General features: G+C 74.3%; 21 protein-coding genes and 2 pseudogenes. 13 read left to right on the top strand and 10 right to left on the bottom strand.

The genetic code is table 11. From position 1 onward, the window contains the following. Positions 1 to 22: 22 nt before the first annotated feature. Positions 23 to 1,774: an ABC transporter ATP-binding protein gene (locus ABD990_RS21060; RefSeq protein WP_345382363.1), complete on the bottom strand. Its 1,752-nt coding sequence runs from the start codon at positions 1,772 to 1,774 to the stop codon at positions 23 to 25. A 230-nt stretch (positions 1,775 to 2,004) separates the two neighbouring features. Here ABD990_RS21060 and ABD990_RS21055 point away from each other — a divergent pair, with 230 nt between their 5' ends. Then, the gene (locus ABD990_RS21055) at positions 2,005 to 3,480 is read left to right on the top strand and encodes a DUF2235 domain-containing protein (RefSeq protein ID WP_345382362.1); all 1,476 of its coding nucleotides are present in this window, start codon (positions 2,005 to 2,007) and stop codon (positions 3,478 to 3,480) included. A 52-nt stretch (positions 3,481 to 3,532) separates the two neighbouring features. Beyond that, entirely contained in the window at positions 3,533 to 4,255 is a 723-nt protein-coding gene (locus tag ABD990_RS21050) for a dienelactone hydrolase family protein (protein ID WP_425569632.1), read from the top strand. 115 nt (positions 4,256 to 4,370) lie between these two features. Here the strand turns inward: ABD990_RS21050 and ABD990_RS21045 are convergent, their stop codons facing one another. After that, positions 4,371 to 5,219 (bottom strand): dioxygenase family protein, encoded by an 849-nt coding sequence (locus ABD990_RS21045; protein WP_345382360.1) that lies wholly within the window; start codon positions 5,217 to 5,219, stop codon positions 4,371 to 4,373. A 127-nt stretch (positions 5,220 to 5,346) separates the two neighbouring features. Between ABD990_RS21045 and ABD990_RS21040 the strand changes: the two genes are divergently transcribed. Next, complete coding sequence (locus ABD990_RS21040) at positions 5,347 to 6,318, top strand: aldo/keto reductase (RefSeq protein WP_345382359.1); 972 nt, start codon at positions 5,347 to 5,349, stop codon at positions 6,316 to 6,318. A 4-nt stretch (positions 6,319 to 6,322) separates the two neighbouring features. On the opposite strand, the gene ABD990_RS21035 is transcribed toward ABD990_RS21040, so the two are convergent. Further along, entirely contained in the window at positions 6,323 to 8,152 is a 1,830-nt protein-coding gene (locus tag ABD990_RS21035) for an ABC transporter ATP-binding protein (RefSeq protein WP_345382357.1), read from the bottom strand. A 74-nt stretch (positions 8,153 to 8,226) separates the two neighbouring features. Here ABD990_RS21035 and ABD990_RS21030 point away from each other — a divergent pair, with 74 nt between their 5' ends. After that, the gene (locus ABD990_RS21030) at positions 8,227 to 8,748 is read left to right on the top strand and encodes a MarR family winged helix-turn-helix transcriptional regulator (protein ID WP_345382356.1); all 522 of its coding nucleotides are present in this window, start codon (positions 8,227 to 8,229) and stop codon (positions 8,746 to 8,748) included. Then, the gene (locus ABD990_RS21025; protein WP_345382355.1) at positions 8,745 to 9,248 is read left to right on the top strand and encodes an SRPBCC family protein; all 504 of its coding nucleotides are present in this window, start codon (positions 8,745 to 8,747) and stop codon (positions 9,246 to 9,248) included. Before ABD990_RS21030 ends, ABD990_RS21025 begins: the two co-directional genes overlap by 4 nt. A gap of 23 nt (positions 9,249 to 9,271) precedes the next feature. Here ABD990_RS21025 and ABD990_RS21020 read toward each other — a convergent pair whose 3' ends face one another. Next, on the bottom strand, positions 9,272 to 10,558 hold the full coding sequence (locus ABD990_RS21020) for a Glu/Leu/Phe/Val dehydrogenase dimerization domain-containing protein (protein WP_345382354.1): 1,287 nt from the start codon (positions 10,556 to 10,558) through the stop codon (positions 9,272 to 9,274). 220 nt (positions 10,559 to 10,778) lie between these two features. Between ABD990_RS21020 and ABD990_RS21015 the strand changes: the two genes are divergently transcribed. Further along, the gene (locus tag ABD990_RS21015; protein ID WP_345382353.1) at positions 10,779 to 11,768 is read left to right on the top strand and encodes a LysR family transcriptional regulator; all 990 of its coding nucleotides are present in this window, start codon (positions 10,779 to 10,781) and stop codon (positions 11,766 to 11,768) included. A 15-nt stretch (positions 11,769 to 11,783) separates the two neighbouring features. Here ABD990_RS21015 and ABD990_RS21010 read toward each other — a convergent pair whose 3' ends face one another. The 4 genes from ABD990_RS21010 to ABD990_RS20995 all read right to left on the bottom strand — a co-directional run bounded on the left by ABD990_RS21010 (position 11,784) and on the right by ABD990_RS20995 (position 15,384). Further along, positions 11,784 to 13,112, bottom strand: a complete 1,329-nt coding sequence (locus tag ABD990_RS21010) for an MFS transporter (protein ID WP_345382352.1) — start codon at positions 13,110 to 13,112, stop codon at positions 11,784 to 11,786. 150 nt (positions 13,113 to 13,262) lie between these two features. Beyond that, positions 13,263 to 13,796 carry a MarR family winged helix-turn-helix transcriptional regulator gene (locus tag ABD990_RS21005; RefSeq protein WP_345382351.1) on the bottom strand — a complete coding sequence of 178 codons (534 nt, stop codon included), beginning with the start codon at positions 13,794 to 13,796 and terminating at the stop codon, positions 13,263 to 13,265. 9 nt (positions 13,797 to 13,805) lie between these two features. Further along, positions 13,806 to 14,843: an ABC transporter substrate-binding protein gene (locus ABD990_RS21000; protein WP_345382350.1), complete on the bottom strand. Its 1,038-nt coding sequence runs from the start codon at positions 14,841 to 14,843 to the stop codon at positions 13,806 to 13,808. Between the two features lie 67 nt (positions 14,844 to 14,910). Continuing rightward, positions 14,911 to 15,384, bottom strand: a complete 474-nt coding sequence (locus ABD990_RS20995) for an Lrp/AsnC family transcriptional regulator (RefSeq protein ID WP_345382349.1) — start codon at positions 15,382 to 15,384, stop codon at positions 14,911 to 14,913. Between the two features lie 102 nt (positions 15,385 to 15,486). Here ABD990_RS20995 and ABD990_RS20990 point away from each other — a divergent pair, with 102 nt between their 5' ends. Further along, positions 15,487 to 17,115 (top strand): alpha-keto acid decarboxylase family protein, encoded by a 1,629-nt coding sequence (locus ABD990_RS20990; protein ID WP_345382348.1) that lies wholly within the window; start codon positions 15,487 to 15,489, stop codon positions 17,113 to 17,115. A 199-nt stretch (positions 17,116 to 17,314) separates the two neighbouring features. Here ABD990_RS20990 and ABD990_RS20985 read toward each other — a convergent pair whose 3' ends face one another. After that, positions 17,315 to 17,680 carry a hypothetical protein gene (locus tag ABD990_RS20985; RefSeq protein WP_345382347.1) on the bottom strand — a complete coding sequence of 122 codons (366 nt, stop codon included), beginning with the start codon at positions 17,678 to 17,680 and terminating at the stop codon, positions 17,315 to 17,317. 9 nt (positions 17,681 to 17,689) lie between these two features. Here ABD990_RS20985 and ABD990_RS20980 point away from each other — a divergent pair. The 5 genes and pseudogenes from ABD990_RS20980 to ABD990_RS20965 all read left to right on the top strand — a co-directional run bounded on the left by ABD990_RS20980 (position 17,690) and on the right by ABD990_RS20965 (position 20,546). Continuing rightward, positions 17,690 to 19,086, top strand: a pseudogene (locus ABD990_RS20980) (glycosyltransferase 87 family protein). A 17-nt stretch (positions 19,087 to 19,103) separates the two neighbouring features. Continuing rightward, a pseudogene (locus ABD990_RS34470) lies at positions 19,104 to 19,388 on the top strand (HoxN/HupN/NixA family nickel/cobalt transporter); the annotation flags it as partial. A 61-nt stretch (positions 19,389 to 19,449) separates the two neighbouring features. After that, the gene (locus tag ABD990_RS34465; RefSeq protein WP_425569631.1) at positions 19,450 to 19,593 is read left to right on the top strand and encodes a hypothetical protein; all 144 of its coding nucleotides are present in this window, start codon (positions 19,450 to 19,452) and stop codon (positions 19,591 to 19,593) included. Between the two features lie 9 nt (positions 19,594 to 19,602). Then, entirely contained in the window at positions 19,603 to 20,340 is a 738-nt protein-coding gene (locus tag ABD990_RS20970) for an SDR family oxidoreductase (RefSeq protein WP_345382344.1), read from the top strand. A 59-nt stretch (positions 20,341 to 20,399) separates the two neighbouring features. After that, positions 20,400 to 20,546 (top strand): DUF1059 domain-containing protein, encoded by a 147-nt coding sequence (locus tag ABD990_RS20965; protein ID WP_232869325.1) that lies wholly within the window; start codon positions 20,400 to 20,402, stop codon positions 20,544 to 20,546. Between the two features lie 3 nt (positions 20,547 to 20,549). Here the strand turns inward: ABD990_RS20965 and ABD990_RS20960 are convergent, their stop codons facing one another. Then, the gene (locus ABD990_RS20960; protein ID WP_345382343.1) at positions 20,550 to 21,431 is read right to left on the bottom strand and encodes a crotonase/enoyl-CoA hydratase family protein; all 882 of its coding nucleotides are present in this window, start codon (positions 21,429 to 21,431) and stop codon (positions 20,550 to 20,552) included. A 113-nt stretch (positions 21,432 to 21,544) separates the two neighbouring features. Here ABD990_RS20960 and ABD990_RS20955 point away from each other — a divergent pair, with 113 nt between their 5' ends. Next, positions 21,545 to 22,093, top strand: coding sequence for a hypothetical protein (locus ABD990_RS20955; RefSeq protein WP_345382342.1), 549 nt, complete (start codon positions 21,545 to 21,547; stop codon positions 22,091 to 22,093). Positions 22,094 to 22,114: the final 21 nt, after the last annotated feature.

Below are 22,114 nucleotides of genomic sequence, written 5' to 3'. Positions count from 1 at the left end.
CGACCGCCGGGTGCGGTGGTGGTCACGCCGCCTCCTCCACGCCCAGCTGGGACTCGACGATCTCGGCGTAGGTCGGGCAGCCGGCCAGCAGCTCCTCGTGCCGCCCGATCCCGACGACCACGCCGTCCTCGAGCACCACGATCCGGTCGGCGCCGGCCACCGTGGACACCCGCTGCGCCACGACCACCACCGTCGCCGCGGCGGTGACCGGGGCCAGCGCCGCCCGCAGCCGGGCGTCCGTGGCCAGGTCGAGGGCGGAGAACGAGTCGTCGAACAGGTAGATCGGCGGCCGCTTGACCAGGGCCCGGGCGATGGCGAGGCGCTGCCGCTGGCCGCCCGAGACGTTCGTGCCACCCTGGGAGATCGGCGAGTCGAGGCCTGTGTCCTCCGGCCCCGCCCCGCCCATCGCCCGCACGAACTCCTCGGCCTGCGCGATCCGCAACGCCTCCCACAGCTGCGCCTCCGTGGCGGCCGGGTCGCCGTAGCGCAGGTTGCTCGCGACCGTGCCGGAGAACAGGTACGGCTTCTGGGGCACCAGCCCGATCCGCCGCCACAGGTCCTCGGGGTCCAGCTCGCGGACGTCGACCCCGTCGACCAGCACGGCGCCCTCGGTCACGTCGAACAGCCGCGGCACCAGCGAGAGCAGCGTGGTCTTGCCCGCACCGGTGCTGCCGATGACCGCCGTGGTCTCGCCGGGGCGGGCGGTGAAGGAGATGCCGCGCAGCACCGGCGCGTCGGCCCCCGGGTACCGGAACGTGGCCCCGCGGAACTCCAGCACGCCCTCGACGGCGGCCGGCAGGACCGGCTCGCCCGGCGGGGAGACGGAGGACTCCGTGCCGAGCACCTCGCCGATCCGCTCCGCGCAGACGGCGGCGCGCGGCACCATCATCGCCATGAACGTGGCCATCATGACGGCCATGAGGATCTGCAGCAGGTAGGCCAGGAACGCCGTGAGGGCGCCGATCTGCATCTCCCCCGCGTCGATCCGGATCGCGCCGAACCAGAGCACGGCCACGCTCGAGACGTTGAGCACGAGCATCACGATCGGGAAGATCAGCGCCTGCAGCCGCCCCGCGGCCGTGGCCACCTCCGTGACCTCGCGGTTCGTCACGTCGAACCGGGCCCGCTCGTGCGGCTCGCGCACGAAGGCCCGCACGACGCGGATGCCGGTTATCTGCTCGCGCAGCACCCGGTTGACCGCGTCGATCCGCTCCTGCAGCAGGCGGAACTTCGGCACCATCCGCACGACGACGGCGCCGATGCTCAGCGCGAGCACGGGCACGGACACCGCGACCAGCCAGGAGAGCCCGACGTCCTCCTGCAGCGCCATGACCACGCCGCCGACGCACATGATCGGCGCCGCGACGAGCATGGTGCAGCTCAACAGCACCAGCATCTGCACCTGCTGCACGTCGTTCGTGCTGCGGGTGATCAGCGACGGCGCCCCGAACCGGTTGACCTCGCGGACGGAGAACTCGCCGACGCGGTGGAAGACCGCCGCCCGTACGTCCCGCCCGAAGCCCATCGCCGTGCGCGACCCGTACCAGACGGCCGTGACCGAGCAGACGACCTGGACCAGCGACACGACGAGCATCCAGCCGCCGGTGCCGAGGATGTAGCCGGTGTCGCCGCGGGCGATGCCCCGGTCGATGATGTCCGCGTTCAGGCTGGGCAGGTAGAGCGCCGCCATCGTCCCGACGAGCTGCAGGACGACGACGAGGGTCAGCGGCCCGCGGTAGGGCCGCAGGTACCGCCGCAGCAGGCGCAGCAGCATGCGTCGACACACCCCTGTCGTGAGAGGCCCGCCGCGGGCGGACGTGTGGTGGGAGACCGACGATAGCCGCGCGGTCCGACGGTTCCGGAGGCGATCGTCGCGCCGCGCAACGGTAGCCCGTCCGGGTCGGGTGTCCCACCCATTTGGCCCTCGTACTACGTACCTCCCGTACTGGCACCGCCCGGCCGCGGGGAGCACCCTCTCCCCAGGACGATCACGGGGAGGGACGGATGCGGCGGCTCGTGGTGTGCTGCGACGGCACGTGGCAGGACGTCGCCGCGGACGGCAACGTGGCGCGGCTGTACCGCGCGCACCGCGCCGACCGCGGTTCGCCACCGGCGAGGTACGTGCCGGGCGTCGGCACCTCGCGGCTGGACCCGATCGGCAACCTGCGCGCCGGGCTGACCGGCGCAGGCCTCGACCGGTCGATCACGGACGGCTACCGCTACCTCGTCGACACCTACCGCCCGGGCGACCGGATCTCGCTGTTCGGCTTCAGCCGCGGCGCCTACACCGCCCGCAGCCTGGCCGGAATGGTGGGCCGGGTCGGCATCGTCGACGGCACGGCGCTGGACCCCGCCGCCCGCGCCGACGCCGTCCGCCGCGCGTACCGGCGCTACCGGGACCTGCGCACCCGCCCGGCGGACGACGGCTGGAGCACCGGCCTCGTGCTGGCCTACGACTCCGGCGAACCCACCTCGCCGATCGAGTTCGTCGGTGTCTGGGACACCGTCGGCGCGCTCGGCATCCCGGAGTACGTCGGCATCCCCGACCTGGTGCACTCCCGCGAGCACTACACCTTCCTGGACGTCACGCTCGACCCGCGGATCCCGGTCGCCCGGCACGCCGTGTCGCTCGACGAGCTGCGCGGTGCCTTCCGCCCGACGCTGTGGGACCCCCCTGCCCCCGGCCAGGACGTCCGGCAGGTCTGGTTCCCGGGCGACCACGGCGACGTCGGCGGCGGGTACGCGGAGAAGGGGCTCAGCGACGCGGCACTCGCGTGGATGGCCGCCCAGGCCACGCACCTGACCTTCGAGCTGTCCGCCCTGGCCGACTTCGCCCCGTCGCCCACCGGTCCCGCGCACACCCTGGCGGACGGGCTCGTCGGCGCCGCCCTGGAGATCGCCTTCCAGCCGCGCCCGCGGACCGTCCCGCGCGTCGACACCTCCCGGCCCGAGCCGGCCGTCTCGGAGGTCGCGCTGCAGCGGCAGGCCGCGCAGGGCTACCGCCGCACGACGACCCTCGCCGCCGGGCAGACCGCCCGGCTCACCGTGCCCGCCGACCGGGTGTGGACGGCGACGGGCCTGTGGCTGGAGAAGGGCGAGTACCGGTTCACCGCGGAGGGGCGCTGGTCGAGCGCCGGCCGGTCCTGCGGCCCGGCCGGCGACACGCGGTGGCACCTGTCCGGGGGCGCGTTCAGCGCCGTCCTGGACCGGCTCGAGGGGATGCTGCGGCGGGTGGTCGGCAACCCCCGCGCCGAGCTGGCCTTCAGCCGCCGGCACAACGACCTGGCGTGGTTCTCCCTGGTGGGCTCGGTGGCGAACGCCCCGACCCCGGAGGCCGACGACACCGTGATCCCGATCGGGACCGGCGCCACCGCCGAGGTGCGCGACGAGGGATACCTGTACGCGTACCCGAACGACGCGCTGGGCTGCTACGGCAACAACGCCGGCGAGATCGCGCTGACCGTCGGGCGGCTGTCCTGATCGGACCGCGCTAGCGTGCGCCCAGCGACCGCCGACCGCCGGGAGACACCTCGTGACCGACATCGACCTCACCGCCCGCGCCGCCGCCACCGGCGGCTCCCGCACCCTCCGCGGCCACCTGGCCAGGCCGGAGGGCGCGGGCCCGTGGCCGGGCGTCGTGGTGGTGCACGAGGCCTTCGGGCTGGACGACGAGATGCGCCGGCACGCGGACCGGCTCGCCGCGCGCGGCTACCTGACCCTCGCGCCGGACCTGTTCAGCGCGGGCGGGGCGCGCAAGTGCCTGGTCTCGACCTTCCGCGCCCTGTTCTCGGGACAGGGCCGGGCCTTCGCCGACATCGAGGCGGCCCGGGCCGAGCTGGCCGAGCACCCGGACTGCACCGGCAAGGTGGGGGTGATCGGCTTCTGCATGGGCGGCGGTTTCGCGCTGCTGACGGCGTCGCGCGGGTTCGACGCGTCGTCGGTCAACTACGGGCAGCTGCCCAAGGACCTCGACGCCGCGGTGGCCGGGGCCTGCCCGATCGTCGCCAGCTACGGGGCGAAGGACGTCTCGCTCAAGGGCGCCGCCGGGAAGCTGGAGGCCGCGCTGACCCGGGCCGGCGTACCGCACGACGTCGCCGAGTACCCCGCCGCCAACCACTCGTTCCTGAACGAGCAGCAGAACGGGCCGCGCGTCCTGCGGCCCCTGCTGCGGGTCACCGGGATGGGCCCCGAGCCGGAGAGCGCCGCCGACGCGTGGAAGCGCATCGACGCGTTCTTCCGGACCCACCTGGCGTGATCGACCGCGCAACTCGCGGAAGCCCACAGCGCGACTCGCGGAAGCCCGCAGCGCGACTCGCGGAAGCCCACAGCGCGACTCGCGGAAGCCCACGGCCCGACTCGCGGGGAGGAGGTCAGGCGGCGGCGAAGGAGCGCTTGGACAGGCCCCACCAGAAGCCGTCGATCGTGGACCGGCGCGGCGCCTCGGGATCGGTGGAGGCGCCGAGCGTCACGAAGAGCGGGGTGAAGTGCTCGACGGTCGGGTGCGCGTAGGGCATGCCGGGCGCCTTGGCGCGGTACGCGGCCAGCTCGTCGACGTCGCCGCGGGCCAGGGCCTCCGCGGCCCACGCGTCGAACTGCCGCGACCAGCCCGGCGCGGTGCCGCCCGTGATCGCCTCGCGGGTCAGGAAGGGCAGCCCGTGCGTGGTGAAGCCCGAGCCGATCACCAGCACGCCCTCCTCGCGCAGGGCCCGCAGCTTCCCGCCGAGGCCGAGCAGCGTCGCCGGATCGGCGGTGGGCAGGCTCAGCTGCAGCACCGGGACGTCCGCCTCCGGGTACATGACCTTCAGGGGAACCCAGGCGCCGTGGTCGAGGCCCCGGCCGGTCTCGTGGACGTGCTCGCTGCTCAGCGCGCCGAGCACGCGCCGGGCGAGGGCGCTCGCGTCCGGGGTGTCGTAGCGCATCCGGTAGTACATCGGGTCGAAGCCGCCGAAGTCGTAGACCGGGGTGACGTGCGTGGCGCTGCTGGAGATCGCGAGCGGCGCCTCCTCCCAGTGCGCCGACACGATCAGCACCGCCTCCGGCCGCGGCATCGACCGCGCCCAGGCGAACAGCTCCGCCATCCACGCCGGGTCCTCGAACAGCGGCGGGGCGCCGTGGCTGAGGTAGAGGGCGGGCAGCGGCCCGTCGGCCGGGGTCCACGGGGCGTGCTCACCGGCCTGCGCGACCCGGGCGAGGTGGGTCTCGTAGGGGTGCACCGGCATCGTCCGACTCCGTCCGTCCACGTTCGTTCAAGGTTCAACTGAACTCTCAAGCAAGATAGGCGCACGGGGGACGACTGTCAAAGGTCGCGATCGGGAACGTCTGGGTGGAACAGCAGGGAGGAAGCGCATGCAGTACGTGAAGCTGGGATCGACCGGTCTGGACGTCTCGCGGATCTGCCTGGGCGCCATGAGCTTCGGCGAGCCCGGGCGCGGGCGGCACGACTGGACGCTCGGCGAGGAGGACGCGCGGCCGCTCGTCCTGCGCGCGTTCGAGGCCGGGGTGAACTTCGTCGACACCGCCAACGTCTACTCGGCGGGCGGCAGCGAGGAGATCCTGGGCAAGGTGCTCGCCGAGTACGGGCACCGGGACGAGATCGTGCTGGCCACCAAGGTCAACGGCCGGATGCGGCCCGGCCCGAACGGCCAGGGCCTGTCGCGCAAGGCGATCACGAGCGAGCTCGACGCCAGCCTGCGCCGGCTCGGCGTGGACCACGTGGACCTCTACCAGATCCACCGGTGGGACCCGCACACGCCGATCGAGGTCACGATGGAGGCGCTGCACGACGTCGTGAAGGCGGGCAAGGTGCTCCACATCGGGGCCTCGTCGATGTGGGCCTGGCAGTTCGCGAAGGCCCAGCACACCGCGGAGCGGCACGGCTGGACGCCGTTCGCGACCATGCAGAACCACTACAACCTCCTCTACCGCGAGGAGGAACGGGAGATGCTGCCGCTGTGCGCGGACCAGGGCGTCGGGGTGATCCCGTGGAGCCCGCTGGCCCGCGGGCGGCTGACCCGGCCGTGGGACGCGACCACCGCGCGCACCGAGACGGACGGGTTCGGCCGGAGCCTCTACCGGGACGAGGACCGCGTGATCGTCGACCGGGTCCTGGACCTCGCCGAGCGCCGGGGCCTGCTGCCGGCGCAGATCGCGCTGGCCTGGCTGCTCGCGAAGCCGACGGTGACCGCGCCGATCGTGGGGGTCACGAAGCGTCAGCACCTCGAGGACGCCCTGTCGGCGGTCGACGTCTCGCTGACGGGCGAGGAGATCGCGTTCCTCGAGGAGCCGTACCGGCCGCACGAGGTGGCCGGCTTCGCGTGAGCCGTCACGCCGCGAGCGCGGCGTAGCGGCCCTCGTCGGCGACCAGCGCGTCGTGCGTCCCCCGCTCGACGACGCGGCCGTGGTCGAGCACGGCGATCTCGTCGGCGTCGCGGACCGTGGAGAGCCGGTGCGCGATGGTGATCGTGGTGCGCCCCTTCGCCAGCTCGCCGAAGGCGCGCTGCACCGCGCGCTCGGTCTCGGTGTCGAGGGCACTGGTGGCCTCGTCGAGGACGAGCACCTTCGGGTCGCGCAGCAGGGTGCGGGCGATCGCGATGCGCTGCTTCTCGCCGCCGGAGAACCGGTACCCGCGGGAGCCGACGACGGTGTCGTAGCCCTCCGGCAGGCTCGCGAGCAGGTCGTGGACCTGCGCGGCCCGGGCGGCCGCCTCGATCTCGGCGTCGGTGGCGTCGGGCTTGGCGTGCCGCAGGTTCTCCCGCACCGTCGCGTGCAGCAGGTAGGTCTCCTGACCCACCACCCCGACGATCCGGGCGAGGTCGGCCAGGCGCATGTCCCGCACGTCGACGCCGTCGATGGTGATCCGGCCGGAGTCGGGGTCGCGCAGCCGTGGCACCAGGGAGGCCAGCGTGGACTTGCCGGAGCCGGTCTCCCCCACCAGGGCGAGGGTGGTCCCGGCGGGCACGTCGAGGTTCACGCCGGCGACGGCCGCGGTGTCGCTGCCCGGGTAGGCGAAGGTCACGTCCTCGAACCGGACGTGCCCGCGCACCCGCGCCGGGTCGACGGCGACGGGCTCGGCCGGGTCCTCGACCTCGACCGGCAGGTCCAGGTACTCGAAGATCCGGGCGAACAGGGCCAGCGAGCTGACCAGCGAGACGCCGACGTCGAGCAGGCCGGTGAGGGGCCGGAACAGGCTGCCCTGCAGACTCGTGAAGGCGATCAGCGTGCCGACGGTCAGTGCTCCCCCGGCCGCCCCGGCGGTGATTGGCAGGCCGGCGGACAGGTAGATCACCGCGGGGATCGCGGCGAAGATGATGCTCATGGTGGCCATCCGCCACCGGCCGGCCAGCTGGCTGCGCAGCTCGAGGTCCACCAGCCGCTCCGAGGAACCGGTGAAGCGGTCGACGAGGGCGGGGCCGGCGCCGAGCGTCTTGCTCAGCTGGATGCCGGAGATCGACAGGCCCTCCTCGATCGTCACGTTGAGGTCCGCGAGCTCGCGCTGCTGACGGGCGGTGATGCTGCGGCGCATCCGGGCGACCCGGCGGGACAGCAGGATCGCGGGCGGCAGCACGACCAGCGAGATCAGCGTGAGCTGCCAGGACAGGGCGAGCATCGCGACGAGCGTGGCGACGGTCGTGGTGAGGTTCGAGGCGATCGACGTCGCCGTGGTCGTGACCACGGACTGCATGCCGCCGATGTCGTTGGTGATGCGGGACTGCACCTCGCCGGTGCGGGTGCGGGTGAAGAAGCCGAGCGACTGGCGCTGCAGGTGCGCGAAGACGTCCGTGCGCAGCCGGTGCATGACCTGCTGGCCCACGCGGGTCGAGATCCAGGTCTGGACCACGCCGAAGGCGGCGGTCACGGCGGCGACGGCCACCATGCCGCCGACCAGCCAGGCCAGCAGCGGGACGTCGCGGTTCGGCAGCGCGACGTCGAGCACCTCGCGGAGCAGGAAGGGCGAGGCCATGCCCACCACGGACGAGGCGACGATGATCGCCACGACCAGCGCGAGCGGCCCGCGGTACGGGGTGAAGAGCCGGCCGATCCGGCGCAGCGAGACCTCGCGGGCCTGCTGCTTCTCGGCGGCCGACGGGGCGCGGCGGCCCGGGCGGTCGGGACGGTCCGGGCGGCCGGGGGTGTTCCCTGTGGGCGTGTCCAAGTGCCCCCCTCTCGGCGTTTACTGAGGTTACCTCAACATGAGGGAGCAACACGAGTCGCTGGTACGGTATTCCCGTGACCGACGGGGAGGAGACGCTCGGCGAGGCGTTCTGGGCCGTCGCCCGCCTGATGCGCAGCCGGTCGAAGCAGGCGCTCGCGCCGTGGGACGTCACGCCGTCCCAGTTCCGTGCGGTTGGCGTGCTCGCCCGGCACGGCCCCGTGCGGTTGTCCGCGCTGGCCGAGCACCTGCGCATCGCGCCGCGCTCGGCGACCGAGGTGGTGGACGACCTGGAGGGACGGGGGCTGGCCGCGCGCAGCCCCGACCCGGCGGACCGGCGGGCCACGCTCGTCGGGCTGACCCCGAAGGGCGCGGACCTGGCGCGGGAGATCCGCGCGGCGCGGCACGCCGAGTCCGAGAGTCTCTTCGCCGGGCTCGACGAGCGGGACCGGGCCGACCTCGCCCGGATCCTGCGCCGGCTGCGCGCGGCCGGGGCGGACGCGGACACCGACACGGAGGCGGACCGGTCCGGCCCCTCCGGTCCCTCCGTGCCGGGTGAGGTGCAACCGGGAACCGGAACGGGAACCTCGGCCTCGTGAACCGCTTCACCACCACCACGGAGTCGGAGGCCGTCGTCGCGGCCCGGCGGCCCGACATCTGGGCCGTGCTCACCGACCCGGAGCTGCTCCCCCGGCTCACCCCGCTGCTGACCGGCATCGAGACGGACGGCGACCGCTGGCGGTGGAGCATGATGCGCCTGGCCGTCCTCGGCGTCGGGATCCAGCCGACCTTCACCGAGCGGATGCGGTTCACCGAGGGGCCCGAGGAGTCCCGCATCGACTACACGCACGAGCCGCCGCCGGACACGCACGAGTTCACCGGCGCCGAGGGCTGGTACCTGCTGCGGGACGCACCCGGCGGCACCCACCTGGCGATCCGGCTGACCCTGCACGTGGAGCTGCCGCTGTCCCGGCTGGCCTCACCGGCCGTCGTCGGGCTGATGAACGTGACGCTGCAGCACACGGGCGACCGCTTCGTGGCCAACCTGCTCCGCCACCTCGACGCCGACGAGGTCCCGGGCAGCCGCGCCACCCGCTGAGCACACCGGCGGGCTGTCGGACGTCAGGGGATGACGAGCGCGGGCCCGCCCGCGGTGCCGTCCGGCGTGGCGTCGTCGAGCTCGCTCACGGCCAGGCCCAGTGCGGTCCGGCGGGGCGGGACGCCGTCCGAGACCCACCGGTCGAGCAGCAGCCGGACCTTGTCCGCCATCTGCGTGCGCAGCATGCGGAAGGACTCCTCGGCCGTGACGGCGTCGTCACGGGTCATGCCGACCCGGCCGAGCAGCAGCCACCAGGCCCAGGCCGCGGCACCGGCGTTGGCCACGAAGTCCGGCACCACGGGCACGCCACGGGCGGCGAGCATGGCCTCGGCCTCCGGGGTGGTGGCGGCGTTCGCAGCCTCGACGACGACCTTCGCGGCCACGTCGTAGCTGTTGTCGGGGGTGATCGCGTAGGAGATCGCGGCCGGCACGAACACGTCCGCCGGCAGCCCGACGACCGCGGCGCGGGGCAGGAGCTCCACCCCGGCGGGCAGCCGTGTGCGGTCGACCTCACCGAACGCGTCGCGCAGCTCGAGCAGCGCGGGGACGTCCAGGCCGATCGGGTCGTACAGGGTGCCGGCGGCGTCGGCCACCGCGACCACCCGCATGCCGGCCTCGTGCAGGTACCAGGCCGCGCCGCCGCCCATGGTGCCGATGCCCTGGATCGCGACGGTGGTGCGCTCGACGGGCCGGCGGAGCGCGGCCGCCGCGCCGAGGCCGGCGTGCGCGACACCGTACCCGCCGATGACGTCGCCGAGCAGGCCGCCGGGCACGCGGGCCGCGAGACCCCGGCGGACGCGGTCCAGGGTGGCCGCCGGATCCGCGGAGCGCCGGATGGCCGCGTGGTAGGACTGGCCGAGCCCGATCCGCGCGAACACCTCGTCGATCAGGTGCTGCGGCACGCCGAGGTCCTCGGCGGTGACCCAGTGGGCGTCGATCCACGGGCGCATGGCCCGGCAGAAGCGCTCCAGCACGCCGACCGCGCGCGGGTCCTTCGGGTCGAAGTCGATGCCGCCCTTCGCCCCGCCGACCGGCAGGTCGAACGCCGCCGTCTTCGCGGCCATGCCGCGGGCCAGGTCCTCGACCTCGGACAGGGTGCAGCCGGCCCGCATCCGGGTGCCGCCGGTGGCGATGCCGGAGCGCAGGGTGTGCACGACGAGGTGGCCGCGGGCGCCCGTGACCGGATCGGTCCACGTCACGCGCAGGTAGGGCTCGCGGTCCCGCGCAGCGGGCACGGGGGCGGCTGCCGGCGTCGCGTGCACCTCGATCGGTGTCCCCGGCGATCCCATGGGCTCCTGCATCGTGGTCACGTCGGCTGTCCTCCCGGCGGTCTGTGCTGGTGTGGTTCGGGCACGCCGGACCGCGCCGGGTCCCGTCCGGGGCGGCGTGGGGGTCGTGCCGGGCTGACCGGCGATCTTCGCCGGTGCCCCCACTGTGCGGCAGCGCCGCGGCCGGCGTCCATCAAGGAATCGTGGAGGGTCGCGTTCACGGTTCCTGCACGAGCCGGATCACCCACCTACCGTGGGCCGGGTGGAGCTCTCCCTGTCGCGCCTGCGCATGCTCCGGGAGCTGCACCGGCGGGGCACGGTCACCGCCGCCGCGGCGGCGCTGCACTACACCGCGTCGGCCGTGTCGCAGCAGCTCGCGCAGCTGGAGCGGGACGTCGGCGGCACCCTCTTCGAGCGGCTCGGCCGCCGCGTGCAGCTCACCGAGCTGGGCATGGTGCTCGCCGAGCACGCCGAGGAGATCCTGGCGTCGGTGGAGCGCGCCGAGCTCGCCGTGGAGGAGGCCCAGCAGGCGCGGTCGGTCCGGCTGACGGCCGGGGTGTGGGCCTCGGTGGCGTCGGGCCTGCTGCCCGCGGCGCTGGCCTCGCTCGCCGCCGACCACCCCGGTGTCCAGGTACGCACCCGCGAGCTCGCGCCCGAGGAGACCGCGGGCGCGGTCCGCGACGGGGCCCTCGACTTCTCCTTCGTGATCGACTACTCCGGGCACCCCATGTCCTGGGACCCGGCGCTGACCCGTGAGGTCGTGGCCGTCGAGCGGCTCTACGCGGCGGTGCCGGCCGGCACCGTCCCCGGCGCGACGGTGACCCTCGGCGAGCTGGCCGACCAGCCGTGGATCCTCGCCGGCCCGCGCTCGCACTTCGGCCGGGCGGTGCGCGTCGCCTGCCGGCGGGCCGGGTTCGAACCCGCCACCGCGCACGAGGTCGAGGAGCAGTTCACGGCCCTCGCGCTCGTCGCGGCCGGGCTCGGGGTCACGCTCGTCTCGGACCTCGGGCTGGTGCAGCGCCCGCCGGGGACGGACGACGCGATCGACGTCGTCGCCCTCACCGAGCCCGTCATGCGCACGGTGTCGATCGCCTACCGGACCAGGGCCACCCGGCGTCCCGCGCTGCACCTGGTGATCGCCGCCGTGCGGGAGGTCGCCGCGGCGAAGGGGCTCGGCGCGGAGGCGAGCTTCGGGCTGCCCGCCGGCGCGGACGTTCCGGACCCGCACGGACCCCGGCTGCCGCTCCCCTGACCCCGGCCCGCCCCGTCAGCTCGCGGTGACGAAGGCCTCGCGCTCGGCGGGCGTGCCCTCGCGCAGGGCCAGCACCGCGGCCAGCGTGACCAGGCACATGAGGAACATGTACGCCGAGACCGACAGCGAGGTCCCGCTGACCGCGATCAGCCAGGTCGCGAGCAGCGGCGCGAAGCCGCCGCCGAGGATGGCGCCGAAGGCGTAGGCGAACGAGACGCCGGAGTAGCGGACGGGCGCGGGGAACATCTCGGCGTACGTGGCGGCCTGCTGGCCGTAGGTGAGCCCGAGGCCGAAGGCCAGCACCACGACCGCGACGACCAGCAGGCCGACCGAGCGGGTGTCGAAGAGCAGGAAGAACGGGAAGCACCACACCCCGAGCGCGACGATGCCGACGAGGTAGGTGCGCCGGCGGCCCCACGTGTCGGACCAGTGCCCGGCCAGCAGCGTGAACACGCCCCACGCGACCGCCCCGATCATGCCGACGACCAGCATCGTCGTGCTGGACAGGCCGAGCTGGCGGGTGCCGTAGGAGGTGATGAAGGCGATCAGGATGTAGCCGATCATGTTGTTCGCCACGAACAGCCCGATCGCCACCAGCAGCTCGCGGCGGTTGCGCCGCAGCACCTCGGCCAGCGGGGCGGACCGGCGCTCGCGGCGGTCGCGCAGGTCCTCGAACACGGGGCTCTCGGCGACCCGGGCCCGCACCCAGAACCCGACGACGATCAGCACGATCGACAGCAGGAACGGGATCCGCCAGCCCCACGCCTGGAACTGCTCGGGAGTCGTCGTCGCCGACACCGCGAAGAACACGAGGTTGGCCAGCAGCAGACCGATCGGCACGCCGATCTGCGGGTAGGCGCCGTAGTAGCCGCGGCGCCCGGGCCGGGCGTGCTCGACGGACATCATCGCCGCGCCGCCCCACTCGCCGCCGGCCGACAGGCCCTGCAGCATCCGCAGGCAGACCAGCAGGATCGGGGCCGCGACGCCGATCGACGCGTACGAGGGCAGCAGGCCGACCCCGACCGTCGACAGGCCCATCAGCAGCAGCGTGGCGACCAGCACCGGCTTGCGGCCGAACCGGTCACCGAGGTGCCCGGACACCACCCCGCCGATCGGCCGGGCGATGAAGCTGACGCCGATCGTGGCGAAGGAGGCGAGCAGCGCCGCGGTGCCGTCGAGGCCCGGGAAGAACTGCTTGCCGAACACCAGGCCTGCGGCCGAGGCGTAGACGAAGAAGTCGTACCACTCGATCGTCGTGCCGACGAGGCTCGCGCCGATCACGCGGCGCAACTGCCTGGACGGCGGGTGGACGGTCGGCGCGGCCGACCCCGGGGTCTGCGTCATCGGAAATCCCCTCGTTCCCGGCACTGGGAAAACCGGTCAAAGTTTTGACCGACGGGAACCGTAACCCCTCCGGCGCCCGACGGCCAGGGGTCGAGGGCAGCGGGAGCCGGTCCCGCTGGTCAGGGGCCGGTCAATCCCGGTCGGCTTCGGTCAGCGCCGGTTGACCCAGTCCGCCTCGTGCGCCGCGGCCGCCAGCTTGGCCAGCAGCCGGTTGAGCGTGGCGAGGTCCTCGGGGTCGAGCAGGCGCGCCCACTCCGCCTCGCGGGCGTTGTGCCGCAGGAAGGTCTCGTCGATCGCCGCCGTGCCCTTCTCCGTGAGGGCGAGGACCACGGAGCGACCGTCGGCCGAGCCGGGCGTGCGGTCGAGCAGCCCGGCGGCGCTGAGCGTGTTCGTCAGGCTGGACACGGCGGCCCGGCTCATCCCCGACAGCTCGGCCGCCCGCCGGGACTCCAGCGGGCCCGCCACCCAGATCGTGAACAGCAACCGCCAGGCCGACCAGCTCCAGCCCGCAGGGCGGTGCACCGTGGACTCCAGGTCGTAGGTCAGTCCGCTCGCCACCCGGGTGAGCAGCAGGACCATCGCCATCGCCGAGCGGTCCGTCCCGGGCAGGCGGCGCTGCGTCTCGTCGATCGCGATGCCGGCGAGGGACAGGAAGTCGCTGTCGGGCGGGGGGTCGACGGGCACGGCCGGATCCTACGGCCGTCCCCCCGGGGACCGGCCGAACGCCGCCCACTGGTCGACGAGCGAGTCGAGCACCGAGTCGTAGCCCTGGAACCCGTAGGAGCCGACCGACTCCTGCGAGTTGATCCGCACCACCCGACCGGCCCGGACCGCGGGCAGGCCCGTCCACAGCGGCGAGCCCTCCAGCTCGGCGAGCGCCGCCTCGCCGGCGTCGCCGGTGTTGAACATGACGACCACGGTGTCCCCGGTGACCTGCCCCAGGCTCTCCGGGCCGATGAGCACGTGCTCGTCGCCGTACGGTTCGCCGGTCGCCTCGGCCAGGGTGGGGACCACGGACCCGCCCGCCTCGGCCACCCAGCGCGCCACGGACGAGCCGGTCGGGGTGTAGACGCGGAACTGGCCGCCGCCGATCCCGAGCACCACGGACACGGTCCCGATGTCACCGAGCTCGGTGAAGCGGGCGGCGCGGCGCTCGGCGAAGGCACCGATCACCCGCTCGGCCTCCGCCTCCCGCCCCACCGCGGCCGCGATCGCCCGCAGGCCGACCGCCGCGTCGGTGAAGTCGACGTCGACCGCGACGGTGGGCGCGACCCGGGACAGCGCCGCGTACTGCTCCTCGATCCCCGAGGTCCAGCCGATCACCAGGTCCGGACGCAGGACGGCGACGGCCTCGACGTCCGGGTCGTCGGCCCCGCCGCCGGTGGGCAGGACCGCGACGCCGGCGGCCCGGTCGGCGACCACGGGCGGGAACGGCGTGCCGATGATGCTCTCGTAGGTCAGCGCCCCGACCGGCGTGATCCCGAGGGCGAGCAGGTGCGGCAGCGCCGCGCGCCGGTCGAGGGCCACGACCCGGGCCGGGGCGACCGGTACCTCCGCCGTGCCGAGCGGGTGCTGCACGGTCCGGGTCGCCGGGCCGGCGGGGCCGGTCCCGGCCGTGGAGGAGCAGCCGGCCAGCAGTCCCGCGGCGCCGAGCACGGCGAGGAACTGGCGGCGGGTGGAGTCGGTGACGACGGGGACGCGCAGGTCAGGGTCGAGGACGGTCGACAGCATGGTCGTAACTTAGGTAAGGCTGGCCGTGGTTGTCGAGATCGTCCGGTTCGCCGGACCGCCGGGCGTCCTACCGCCCGGGAGGGTCGGCGAGCCGGGCCAGCGCCGGTGCCATCCGCATCGGGACGGACTCGACCATCGAGATCGCCGTGCTGGACCGGACGACGCCGTGGCAGCGCAGCACCGCGAGGGTGATCCGGTGCAGGTCCGCGGTGTCCCGGGCGACCACCCGGACCAGCAGGTCGCCGTCGCCGGTGATCGCGTGCACCTCGCACACCTCGGGCACCTCGGCGATGTCGGCGAGCGTGCGGTCGGAGTCGGCCTGGTCGATGGCCAGGGTGAGGAAGGCGAGCACGGGGTAGCCGGCCCGCTCGTGCCGCACCCGCACGGTGACGGGCGACAACGCGCCGTCGGCCTCCATCCGGCGCAGCCGCGCCTGGACGGTGTTGCGCGCCAGGCCCAGCCGCTCCGCGAGCGCGACGACGGTCGCCTGTGGCTGGGCGTCGAGCGCGAGCAGGATCCGGGCGTCTGTCCGGTCGAGCACAGTGACCACTCCTGACGGGTCGGTGCGCCTGTCGTTGCGCATTCTGTGCCATCAAAAGGTCGTGTGTTGCGCAGGACGCGCGGTCGGCGTGTCCTGGGGCCCATGGTCACCGTCGCGCAGTACCTCGCAAACCGGCTGCACGCGCTCGGCGCCCGGCACCTCTTCGGCGTGCCCGGCGACTTCAGCCTCTCCCTGCTCGACTCCGCCCTGGAGACCGGGCTGCTCGAGTGGATCGGCTCGCCCAACGAGCTCAACGCCGGGTACGCGGCGGACGCCTACGCCCGCACCCGCGGCATCGGCGCGCTGGTCACGACCTTCGGCGTGGGCGAGCTGTCGGCGATCGACGCCGTGGCCGGGGCCTACGCCGAGAACGTCCCGCTCGTGCAGATCACCGGCGCGCCGCCGCGGGCCGCGGCCGCGCGCGGGGCGGTGCTGCACCACACCCTGGGCGACGGCGACTTCGGCCGGTTCGCCCGGGCCTACGCCGAGGTGACCGCGGACGGCGCCGTGCTCACCGCGGAGGACGCGGCCGAGCGGATCGACGCGGTGCTGGCCACCGCGGTGTGCGAGCTGCGGCCCGTCTACCTGGCGATCCCGGCCGACGTGGCCGTCGCCCCGGTGGACCCCGCGCGGCTGGGGCGACCGCTGCCCGTCGCGACCGCCGACCCGGTCGCCGTCGAGGGCTTCCGCCGGGCCTGCGCCGCACTGCTCGAGGACGCCCGGAGCGCCGCCGTGATCGCCGGGCACCTGGTGGAGCGCACCCGCACCCAGGAGGCGTTCCGGCGGCTCGTGCACGCCGCGGCCTCCCCCGTCGTCACCCTGACCAGCGGCCGCGCCGCGATCCCCGCCGACGACCCGTACTTCGCGGGCGTCTACGTCGGGGAGATCGGGGCCAAGCGGGCGGTGCTGGCCGTGGAGACCGCGGACGTGCTGATCGAGGCCGGCACGCTCATGGCCGATGCCGTCACGGGGATGTTCACCCACCGCGACGACCCGGCACACACCATCCACCTCGGGGTCCGCGGCGCGCGGGTCGCCGGCGTCGAGTTCCCCGGCGTGCCCTTCGCGACCGGTCTGGACGTGCTGGCCGAACTGATGGACGGGAGCCTGCGCCGCGAGCTGCCGGACCTGCCCCCCGCCGGGCCCGAGGCGGGCGGCGAGCTGGACCAGGCCACGCTCTGGGCGACGCTCCAGCACCGGCTCCCGCGGGACGCCCGGCTGGTCACCGACATCGGCACCTCCTTCTGGGGCGCCGCCGGGATCACGCTGCCCGCCGGGGTCGACGTCGTCGCGCAGCCGGTGTGGTCGTCCATCGGCTACGCCCTGCCCGCGACCCTCGGCTGCGCGCTGGCGGACCCGGACCACCGCCCGGTGCTGGTGATCGGCGACGGCGCCGCGCAGATGACGGTGCAGGAGCTCGGCACGCTCGCCCGGTGGGCGAACCCCGTCGTGGTGCTGGTCGACAACTCCGGCTACACCATCGAGCGCGCCCTGCAGAGCCCGCAGGCGGTCTACAACGACGTCGCGGCCTGGGACTGGTGCGCCCTGGCCCGCGCCTTCGCGCCGGGCGCCGACCTGCGCACGGCGAGCCCCGCCACGCCCGCCGAGCTCGACGCCGCGTTGGTCGAGGCCCTCGCCGACGATCGGATGTCCGTGCTCCACGTGCGCCTCGACGCCCTGGACGTCCCGACCGGGCTGCGGGGGCTCGCGGACCGCCACCACGGCCGCTGACCCGACCTCCTCGGTCGAGCGACGGCTGGTCGACGATCGTTCGGCGAACCGGTCCGCGGTCGGCGCGGCGCCCTCGGGCGATCAGGGGCCGGCCTGCGGGTGGCCGGGGGACCGGGGACGCCACCGGGAGGGCCGCCGTCAGGCGATCTGGGGTCAGGCCGCAGGTGATCGGGACCGGGACGCCGCCGGGAGGACCCCGTCAGGCGTCGCTGCCGAGCAGGCGCTCGGCGTCCGCCCGCTCGCACTCCTGCACGCTGCCGGGCAGCGCGTCGCGCAGCGACCAGCGGGACACGGTGCCGTCCGGCCCCGTGAGCAGGCCGCGGGCCAGGGCGGCGTCGATCCGGCTGCGGACCTCGTCCTCCAGGTCGACGTCGCAGGCGAAGAGCACCCGTAGCCGGACCCGGCTGCCCTTGCGGGACGACGCGGTGCGGTGCGAGGCGATCGGGCACGGCGGCTCGTGGTCCCAGCTCCCGCACAGTGCAGCGGTGATCGCCGCGCCCGGGGCGGCCCGGTCGCCGCCCTCGGCGAGCTCGATCTCGGCGGTGTGCGCGTAGGCGGAACGCATGGCGTCAGCATGGCAGATGATGTGGCCGCCGTCACATTTGCCCGGCTTCCCGGGTCGATGATCGCCGTCCGGGCACGTTCCCGGCCGCTCCCGGCCCGCAACGGTCCCGGACGGCGATCACCTGGACGGCGGCCGCGGTTTCCTCGCGAACGCGGGTCCGACGGTGCTCACCACGGCGAGCCCGCCGGGCTCTACGGTCGCCGGGTGACGCTCCCCCGCTCACGACCCCGCACGACCGGACCACACACGACCGGACCTCGCCTCCCCCGGTTTAGCACCCCGCTCGGTTGCACCGCCGCCTGGGTCGGGGCCGCGGTGCTGGTCGCGCTGCAGCTCGCGGTGGTCACGCGCTGGCCCGGCGCGCACGCGCTGATGATCGACCTGCAGGTCTACCGGGCCGGTGGCGAGCACCTGCTGGAGCACCGGCCGCTGTACGCCGGCGGGGTCCTGCTCGACCTGCCGTTCGTGTACCCGCCCGTGGCCGCGGTGCTGTTCGTGCCGCTGACCCTGCTGCCCGTGCCGCTGCTGAAGATCCTCTGGACCGCGCTCGGCGTGCTGCTGCTCGTCCTGGTGGTCCGGCGGGCGACCGCGCTCGCGGGCGGGCGCTCCCGGCCGGCACGGTCGCCCTGCTGGTGGCGGCGGCGCTGTGGCTCGACCCGGTGCGCACCACGTTCTACCTGGGCCAGATCAACGTCGTCCTGCTCGCGCTGGTGCTGCTCGACCTCACCGGCCGGCCCTGCCGGTGGCGCGGCGCCGGCCTCGGGCTCGCTGCGGCGCTCAAGCTCACGCCCCTGCTGTTCGTGGTGTTCCTGCTGCTCACCGGCCGCCGGCGGGAAGCAGGCGTGGCCGTCGGGACGGTCGTCGCGGCGACCGGCCTCGGATTCGCCGTCGCCCCTGCCGACTCGGTGCAGTACTGGCTGCGCGGCACCTTCGCGGCCGCGAACCGGATCTCGGACGTGGCCGGGACGAGCAACCACTCCCTTGCCGGCCTGGTGGCCCGGACCCTCGGCGAGACCGTGCCGGTCTACCTGATGCCGGCGGCGTTGCTGACGGCCGTCACGCTGGCCGTCGCCGTCCGGGTGTACCGGCGCGGGGAGGACCTGCTCGCGCTCACGGTCGTCGGGCTGGCGTCGGCGGCGGTGGCGCCCTTCGCCTGGTCGCACCACTTCGTCTGGTGCGTCCCGCTGCTGGTGCTCCTCGTCGTCCGCCGGGCGTGGCTCGGCCTCGCCGCGCTGCTGCTGGTCGCCGCGGCCGTCGTCACGAAACTGCCGGGTCCCGCCGTGGGGCCCGTCCCGGCGACCGGCGCGATCTCGCTGCAACCCGACGTCTACCTCGCCGGATTCGCGGTCCTTCTCACCGCGACCGCACTTCTCCACCACCGGCGAAATCGCAGGATGGTTCCATAACGCCCATTCAGCGCCCCGTGTCGAAGCCCTGGCACACGTTGGTGGTCGGGTTCGTGTTCGGCATCGGGTTCGACACCGCCACCGAGGTCACCCTGCTCGTCCCGGCCGTCGGAGCCGCGGCCGCGCAGCTGCCCTCGTACGCGATCCTGGTCATCCCGGTGCTGTTCGCCGCCGGGACGAGCCTGTTCGACACGGCGGACGGGGTGTCCATGTCCGCCCCCTACCAGTGGGCCTTCGTCACCCCGGTCCCCAAGGTGTTCTACAACCTCACCGTCACCGCACTGAGCGTGGTCGTGGCACTCGTCATCGGGCTGATCGAGCTGCTGCAGCTGCTGGGCGAGAAAGTCGAACACCACGGGGCCGATGGCCGCCCTCGCCGGGCTCGACCTCGAGGTGGTGGGCCACCTCGTGGTCGCACTGTTCGTGCCCACCTGGCTCGGCGCGCTGGCGATCTGTCGCTACGGCCGCATCGAGCAGCGCTGGGCCGTCGCGGACCGATCGCGGTAGAAACCTCCCGTGCAGCGGACCGCAGTGGTGACCGGAGCGGGATCGGGGCTGGGCCGGGTCGTCGGCCGCGCCCTGCTGGAGGACGGCTGGGCGGTGGCCCTGGCGGGCCGGCGGCCGGAGCCGCTGGCCGAGACCGCGGAGGGGTTCGACGCCGCGCTGGTGGTGCCCACGGACGTCGCCGACGAGGAGTCCGTCGCGGCCCTGTTCGACGCCGCGGTCACCGAGTGGGGCCGGGTGGACCTGCTGGTCAACAACGCCGGCACCTTCGGCCCCTCGGGCACCCCGGACGAGATCGCGGTCGCGGACTGGCGCGCGACCGTCGACACCAACCTCACCGGGTCGTTCCTCTGCGCGCGGGCGGCCTTCGCCGTCATGCGCGGCCAGGACCCGCAGGGCGGCCGGATCATCAACAACGGCTCGATCTCCGCGCACGTCCCGCGGCCGGGCAGCGCGGCCTACACCGCCACCAAGCACGCGATCACCGGGCTGACCCGGTCGCTGTCGCTCGACGGCCGGGCCTACGGCATCGCCTGCGGGCAGATCGACATCGGCAACGCGGCCACGGAGATGACGGCCGGCATCGCCACGGGCGCCCGTCAGGCGGACGGGTCGGTGCGGCCGGAGCCGACCTTCGACGCCGGCCACGTCGCCGACGCCGTCCGCTACATGGCGAACCTCCCGCTCGACGCGAACGTCCAGTTCCTCACGATCACGGCCACGACCATGCCGTTCATCGGCCGGGGGTGATCACACGGCGCCGCGATCCCGCATTAGGGTCGGTGCATACCCCGTGAGAGGAGAGCCGGATGAAGACACGGCTGAACTGCCCCTGTGGTGAGCACATCGAGGGCACGGACGAGGACGACCTCGTCGCCAAGACCCAGGCGCACCTCAAGGAGAAGCACCCGGGTCACGAGTACTCGCGCGACGAGATCCTCTTCATCGCGTACTGAGGATCAGTCGTCGGCCTGCCACGGGACGAAGGGCGGCAGCGCACTGGCCCGGCCGGTGAACTCCGCCGGCCGCTTCTCCAGGAACGCGCGCACGCCCTCCTTCCCGTCGGCGACGGACGTGTAGAACATCGCGAGCGAGTCGACGCGGTGCGCCTCGACCGGGTGCGGCGCCGCGCTGTTGCGGTACATCATCTGCCGCATCAGCGCCGTGGCGACCGGCGAGTGCCCGTCGACGAACTTGCGGGCGAGCGCGTAGGCCTCCTCGAGGAGCTGGTCGGCGGGGACGACGGACCGGACCAGGCCGCCGTCGAGCGCCTCCTGGGCGCTGAGGATGTCGGCCGAGTAGACCCACTCCAGGGCCCGGCTGATCCCGACGATCCGGGGCAGGAACCAGGTCGAGGCCGCCTCCGGCACGATCCCGAGCCGGCCGAACACGAAGCCGATCCGGGCGTTCTCCGAGGCCAGCCGGACGTCCATCGGCAGGGTCATGGTCGCCCCGATGCCCACCGCGGCGCCGTTGATCGCCGCGATCACGGGCTTGGTGCAGCGGTAGACGGCCAGCGAGACCTGCCCGCCGGTGTCCCGGACGCCGCGCACGATCTCCGGGTCCTCGAAGCGCTCCTCCAGGTCCCGCAGGGTCGGCTGCTGCGACTCGTCGAGGCCGAACACGTTGCCCTCCGAGGACAGGTCCATCCCCGCGCAGAACGCCCGGCCGGCCCCGGTCACGACGATCGCGCCCACCTCGTCGTCGGCGCTCGCCCGGTCGTAGGCCGCGATCAGCTCGTCCGCCATGGTGAGGGTGAAGGAGTTGAGGTTGTCGGGCCGGTTGAGCGTGAGGGTGAGGATCCCGTCGCGCACCGTGTAGTCGAGGGTCTCGTAGGTCATGCCCCGATCATGCCTCCCCCGTGCGCGCGAACTGCACCTCTCGCGGCAGTTGCCGCGCACGACCCGCGCCGACCTGCGGTAACGCGGCGGCGACCGACGGCGACACCGGCAGCATGAACGACACCGCGCGCAGGCGCCACCGTCCCGGCCCGCTGGGCTGGGCGGGCGCGGTGTGCGTGGGGGTCGGGGTGGCCGCCGCCTACCTCGGGCTGGCGTCGCTGACCTGGACCGCGACCGCGCTCGCCGTGGTCGCGGTGCTGGTCGCGGCGGGGCTGCTCGCGCTGTCGGTGGTCGCGCAGCCGGGGCCGATGCGCGCGCCCGCGCTGCGGGCGGGCCTGACCTGGGCCGCCTACGTCGGCGTCCTGTTCGGCTGGCGGGTGCCGGTGGCCGGCCCGGACTTCCCGCTCACCGGCGCGGCCGTCGCGGCGATCCTCGTCGTGGCGGTGGCCGTGGTGCGTCGCCGGCCCGGGCCGGCCGGTGCCGTACTGGCCGTGGCGGTGCTGCTGGGTCTCGCGCTCGCGGGAGGCGCCGCCTTCCGCGCGCTCGCGGTCGGCGAGCCCGGCAGCGGCGCGGCGCTGGTCGTGGCGGGGTGCGCGGCCGCGGTGACCTACGTGGCCGTGACGCCGGCGATCGGCGACCCGCGTGCGGCGCCGGGGCGGTGACCGGGCGGCAATGAGCGGGTG

It is taken from the genome of Pseudonocardia yuanmonensis (assembly GCF_039542425.1).
GTDB classification, from domain to species: domain Bacteria; phylum Actinomycetota; class Actinomycetes; order Mycobacteriales; family Pseudonocardiaceae; genus Pseudonocardia; species Pseudonocardia yuanmonensis.
This window is presented reverse-complemented; position numbering and strand designations above follow the sequence as displayed.

What these genes read in the sequence shown, in the direction of transcription:
- ABD990_RS21055 (WP_345382362.1), top strand. Translation starts at nt 2,005, where the DNA reads ATGCGGCGGCTCGTGGTGTGCTGCGACGGCACGTGGCAGGACGTCGCC.
- ABD990_RS21045 (WP_345382360.1), bottom strand. Translation starts at nt 5,219, where the DNA reads ATGCCGGTGCACCCCTACGAGACCCACCTCGCCCGGGTCGCGCAGGCC.
- ABD990_RS20990 (WP_345382348.1), top strand. Translation starts at nt 15,487, where the DNA reads ATGGTCACCGTCGCGCAGTACCTCGCAAACCGGCTGCACGCGCTCGGC.
- ABD990_RS20955 (WP_345382342.1), top strand. Translation starts at nt 21,545, where the DNA reads ATGAACGACACCGCGCGCAGGCGCCACCGTCCCGGCCCGCTGGGCTGG.
- ABD990_RS20960 (WP_345382343.1), bottom strand. Translation starts at nt 21,431, where the DNA reads ATGACCTACGAGACCCTCGACTACACGGTGCGCGACGGGATCCTCACC.
- ABD990_RS20985 (WP_345382347.1), bottom strand. Translation starts at nt 17,680, where the DNA reads ATGCGTTCCGCCTACGCGCACACCGCCGAGATCGAGCTCGCCGAGGGC.
- ABD990_RS34465 (WP_425569631.1), top strand. Translation starts at nt 19,450, where the DNA reads ATGGCCGCCCTCGCCGGGCTCGACCTCGAGGTGGTGGGCCACCTCGTG.
- ABD990_RS21060 (WP_345382363.1), bottom strand. Translation starts at nt 1,774, where the DNA reads ATGCTGCTGCGCCTGCTGCGGCGGTACCTGCGGCCCTACCGCGGGCCG.
- ABD990_RS20965 (WP_232869325.1), top strand. Translation starts at nt 20,400, where the DNA reads ATGAAGACACGGCTGAACTGCCCCTGTGGTGAGCACATCGAGGGCACG.
- ABD990_RS21000 (WP_345382350.1), bottom strand. Translation starts at nt 14,843, where the DNA reads ATGCTGTCGACCGTCCTCGACCCTGACCTGCGCGTCCCCGTCGTCACC.
- ABD990_RS21010 (WP_345382352.1), bottom strand. Translation starts at nt 13,112, where the DNA reads ATGACGCAGACCCCGGGGTCGGCCGCGCCGACCGTCCACCCGCCGTCC.
- ABD990_RS21040 (WP_345382359.1), top strand. Translation starts at nt 5,347, where the DNA reads ATGCAGTACGTGAAGCTGGGATCGACCGGTCTGGACGTCTCGCGGATC.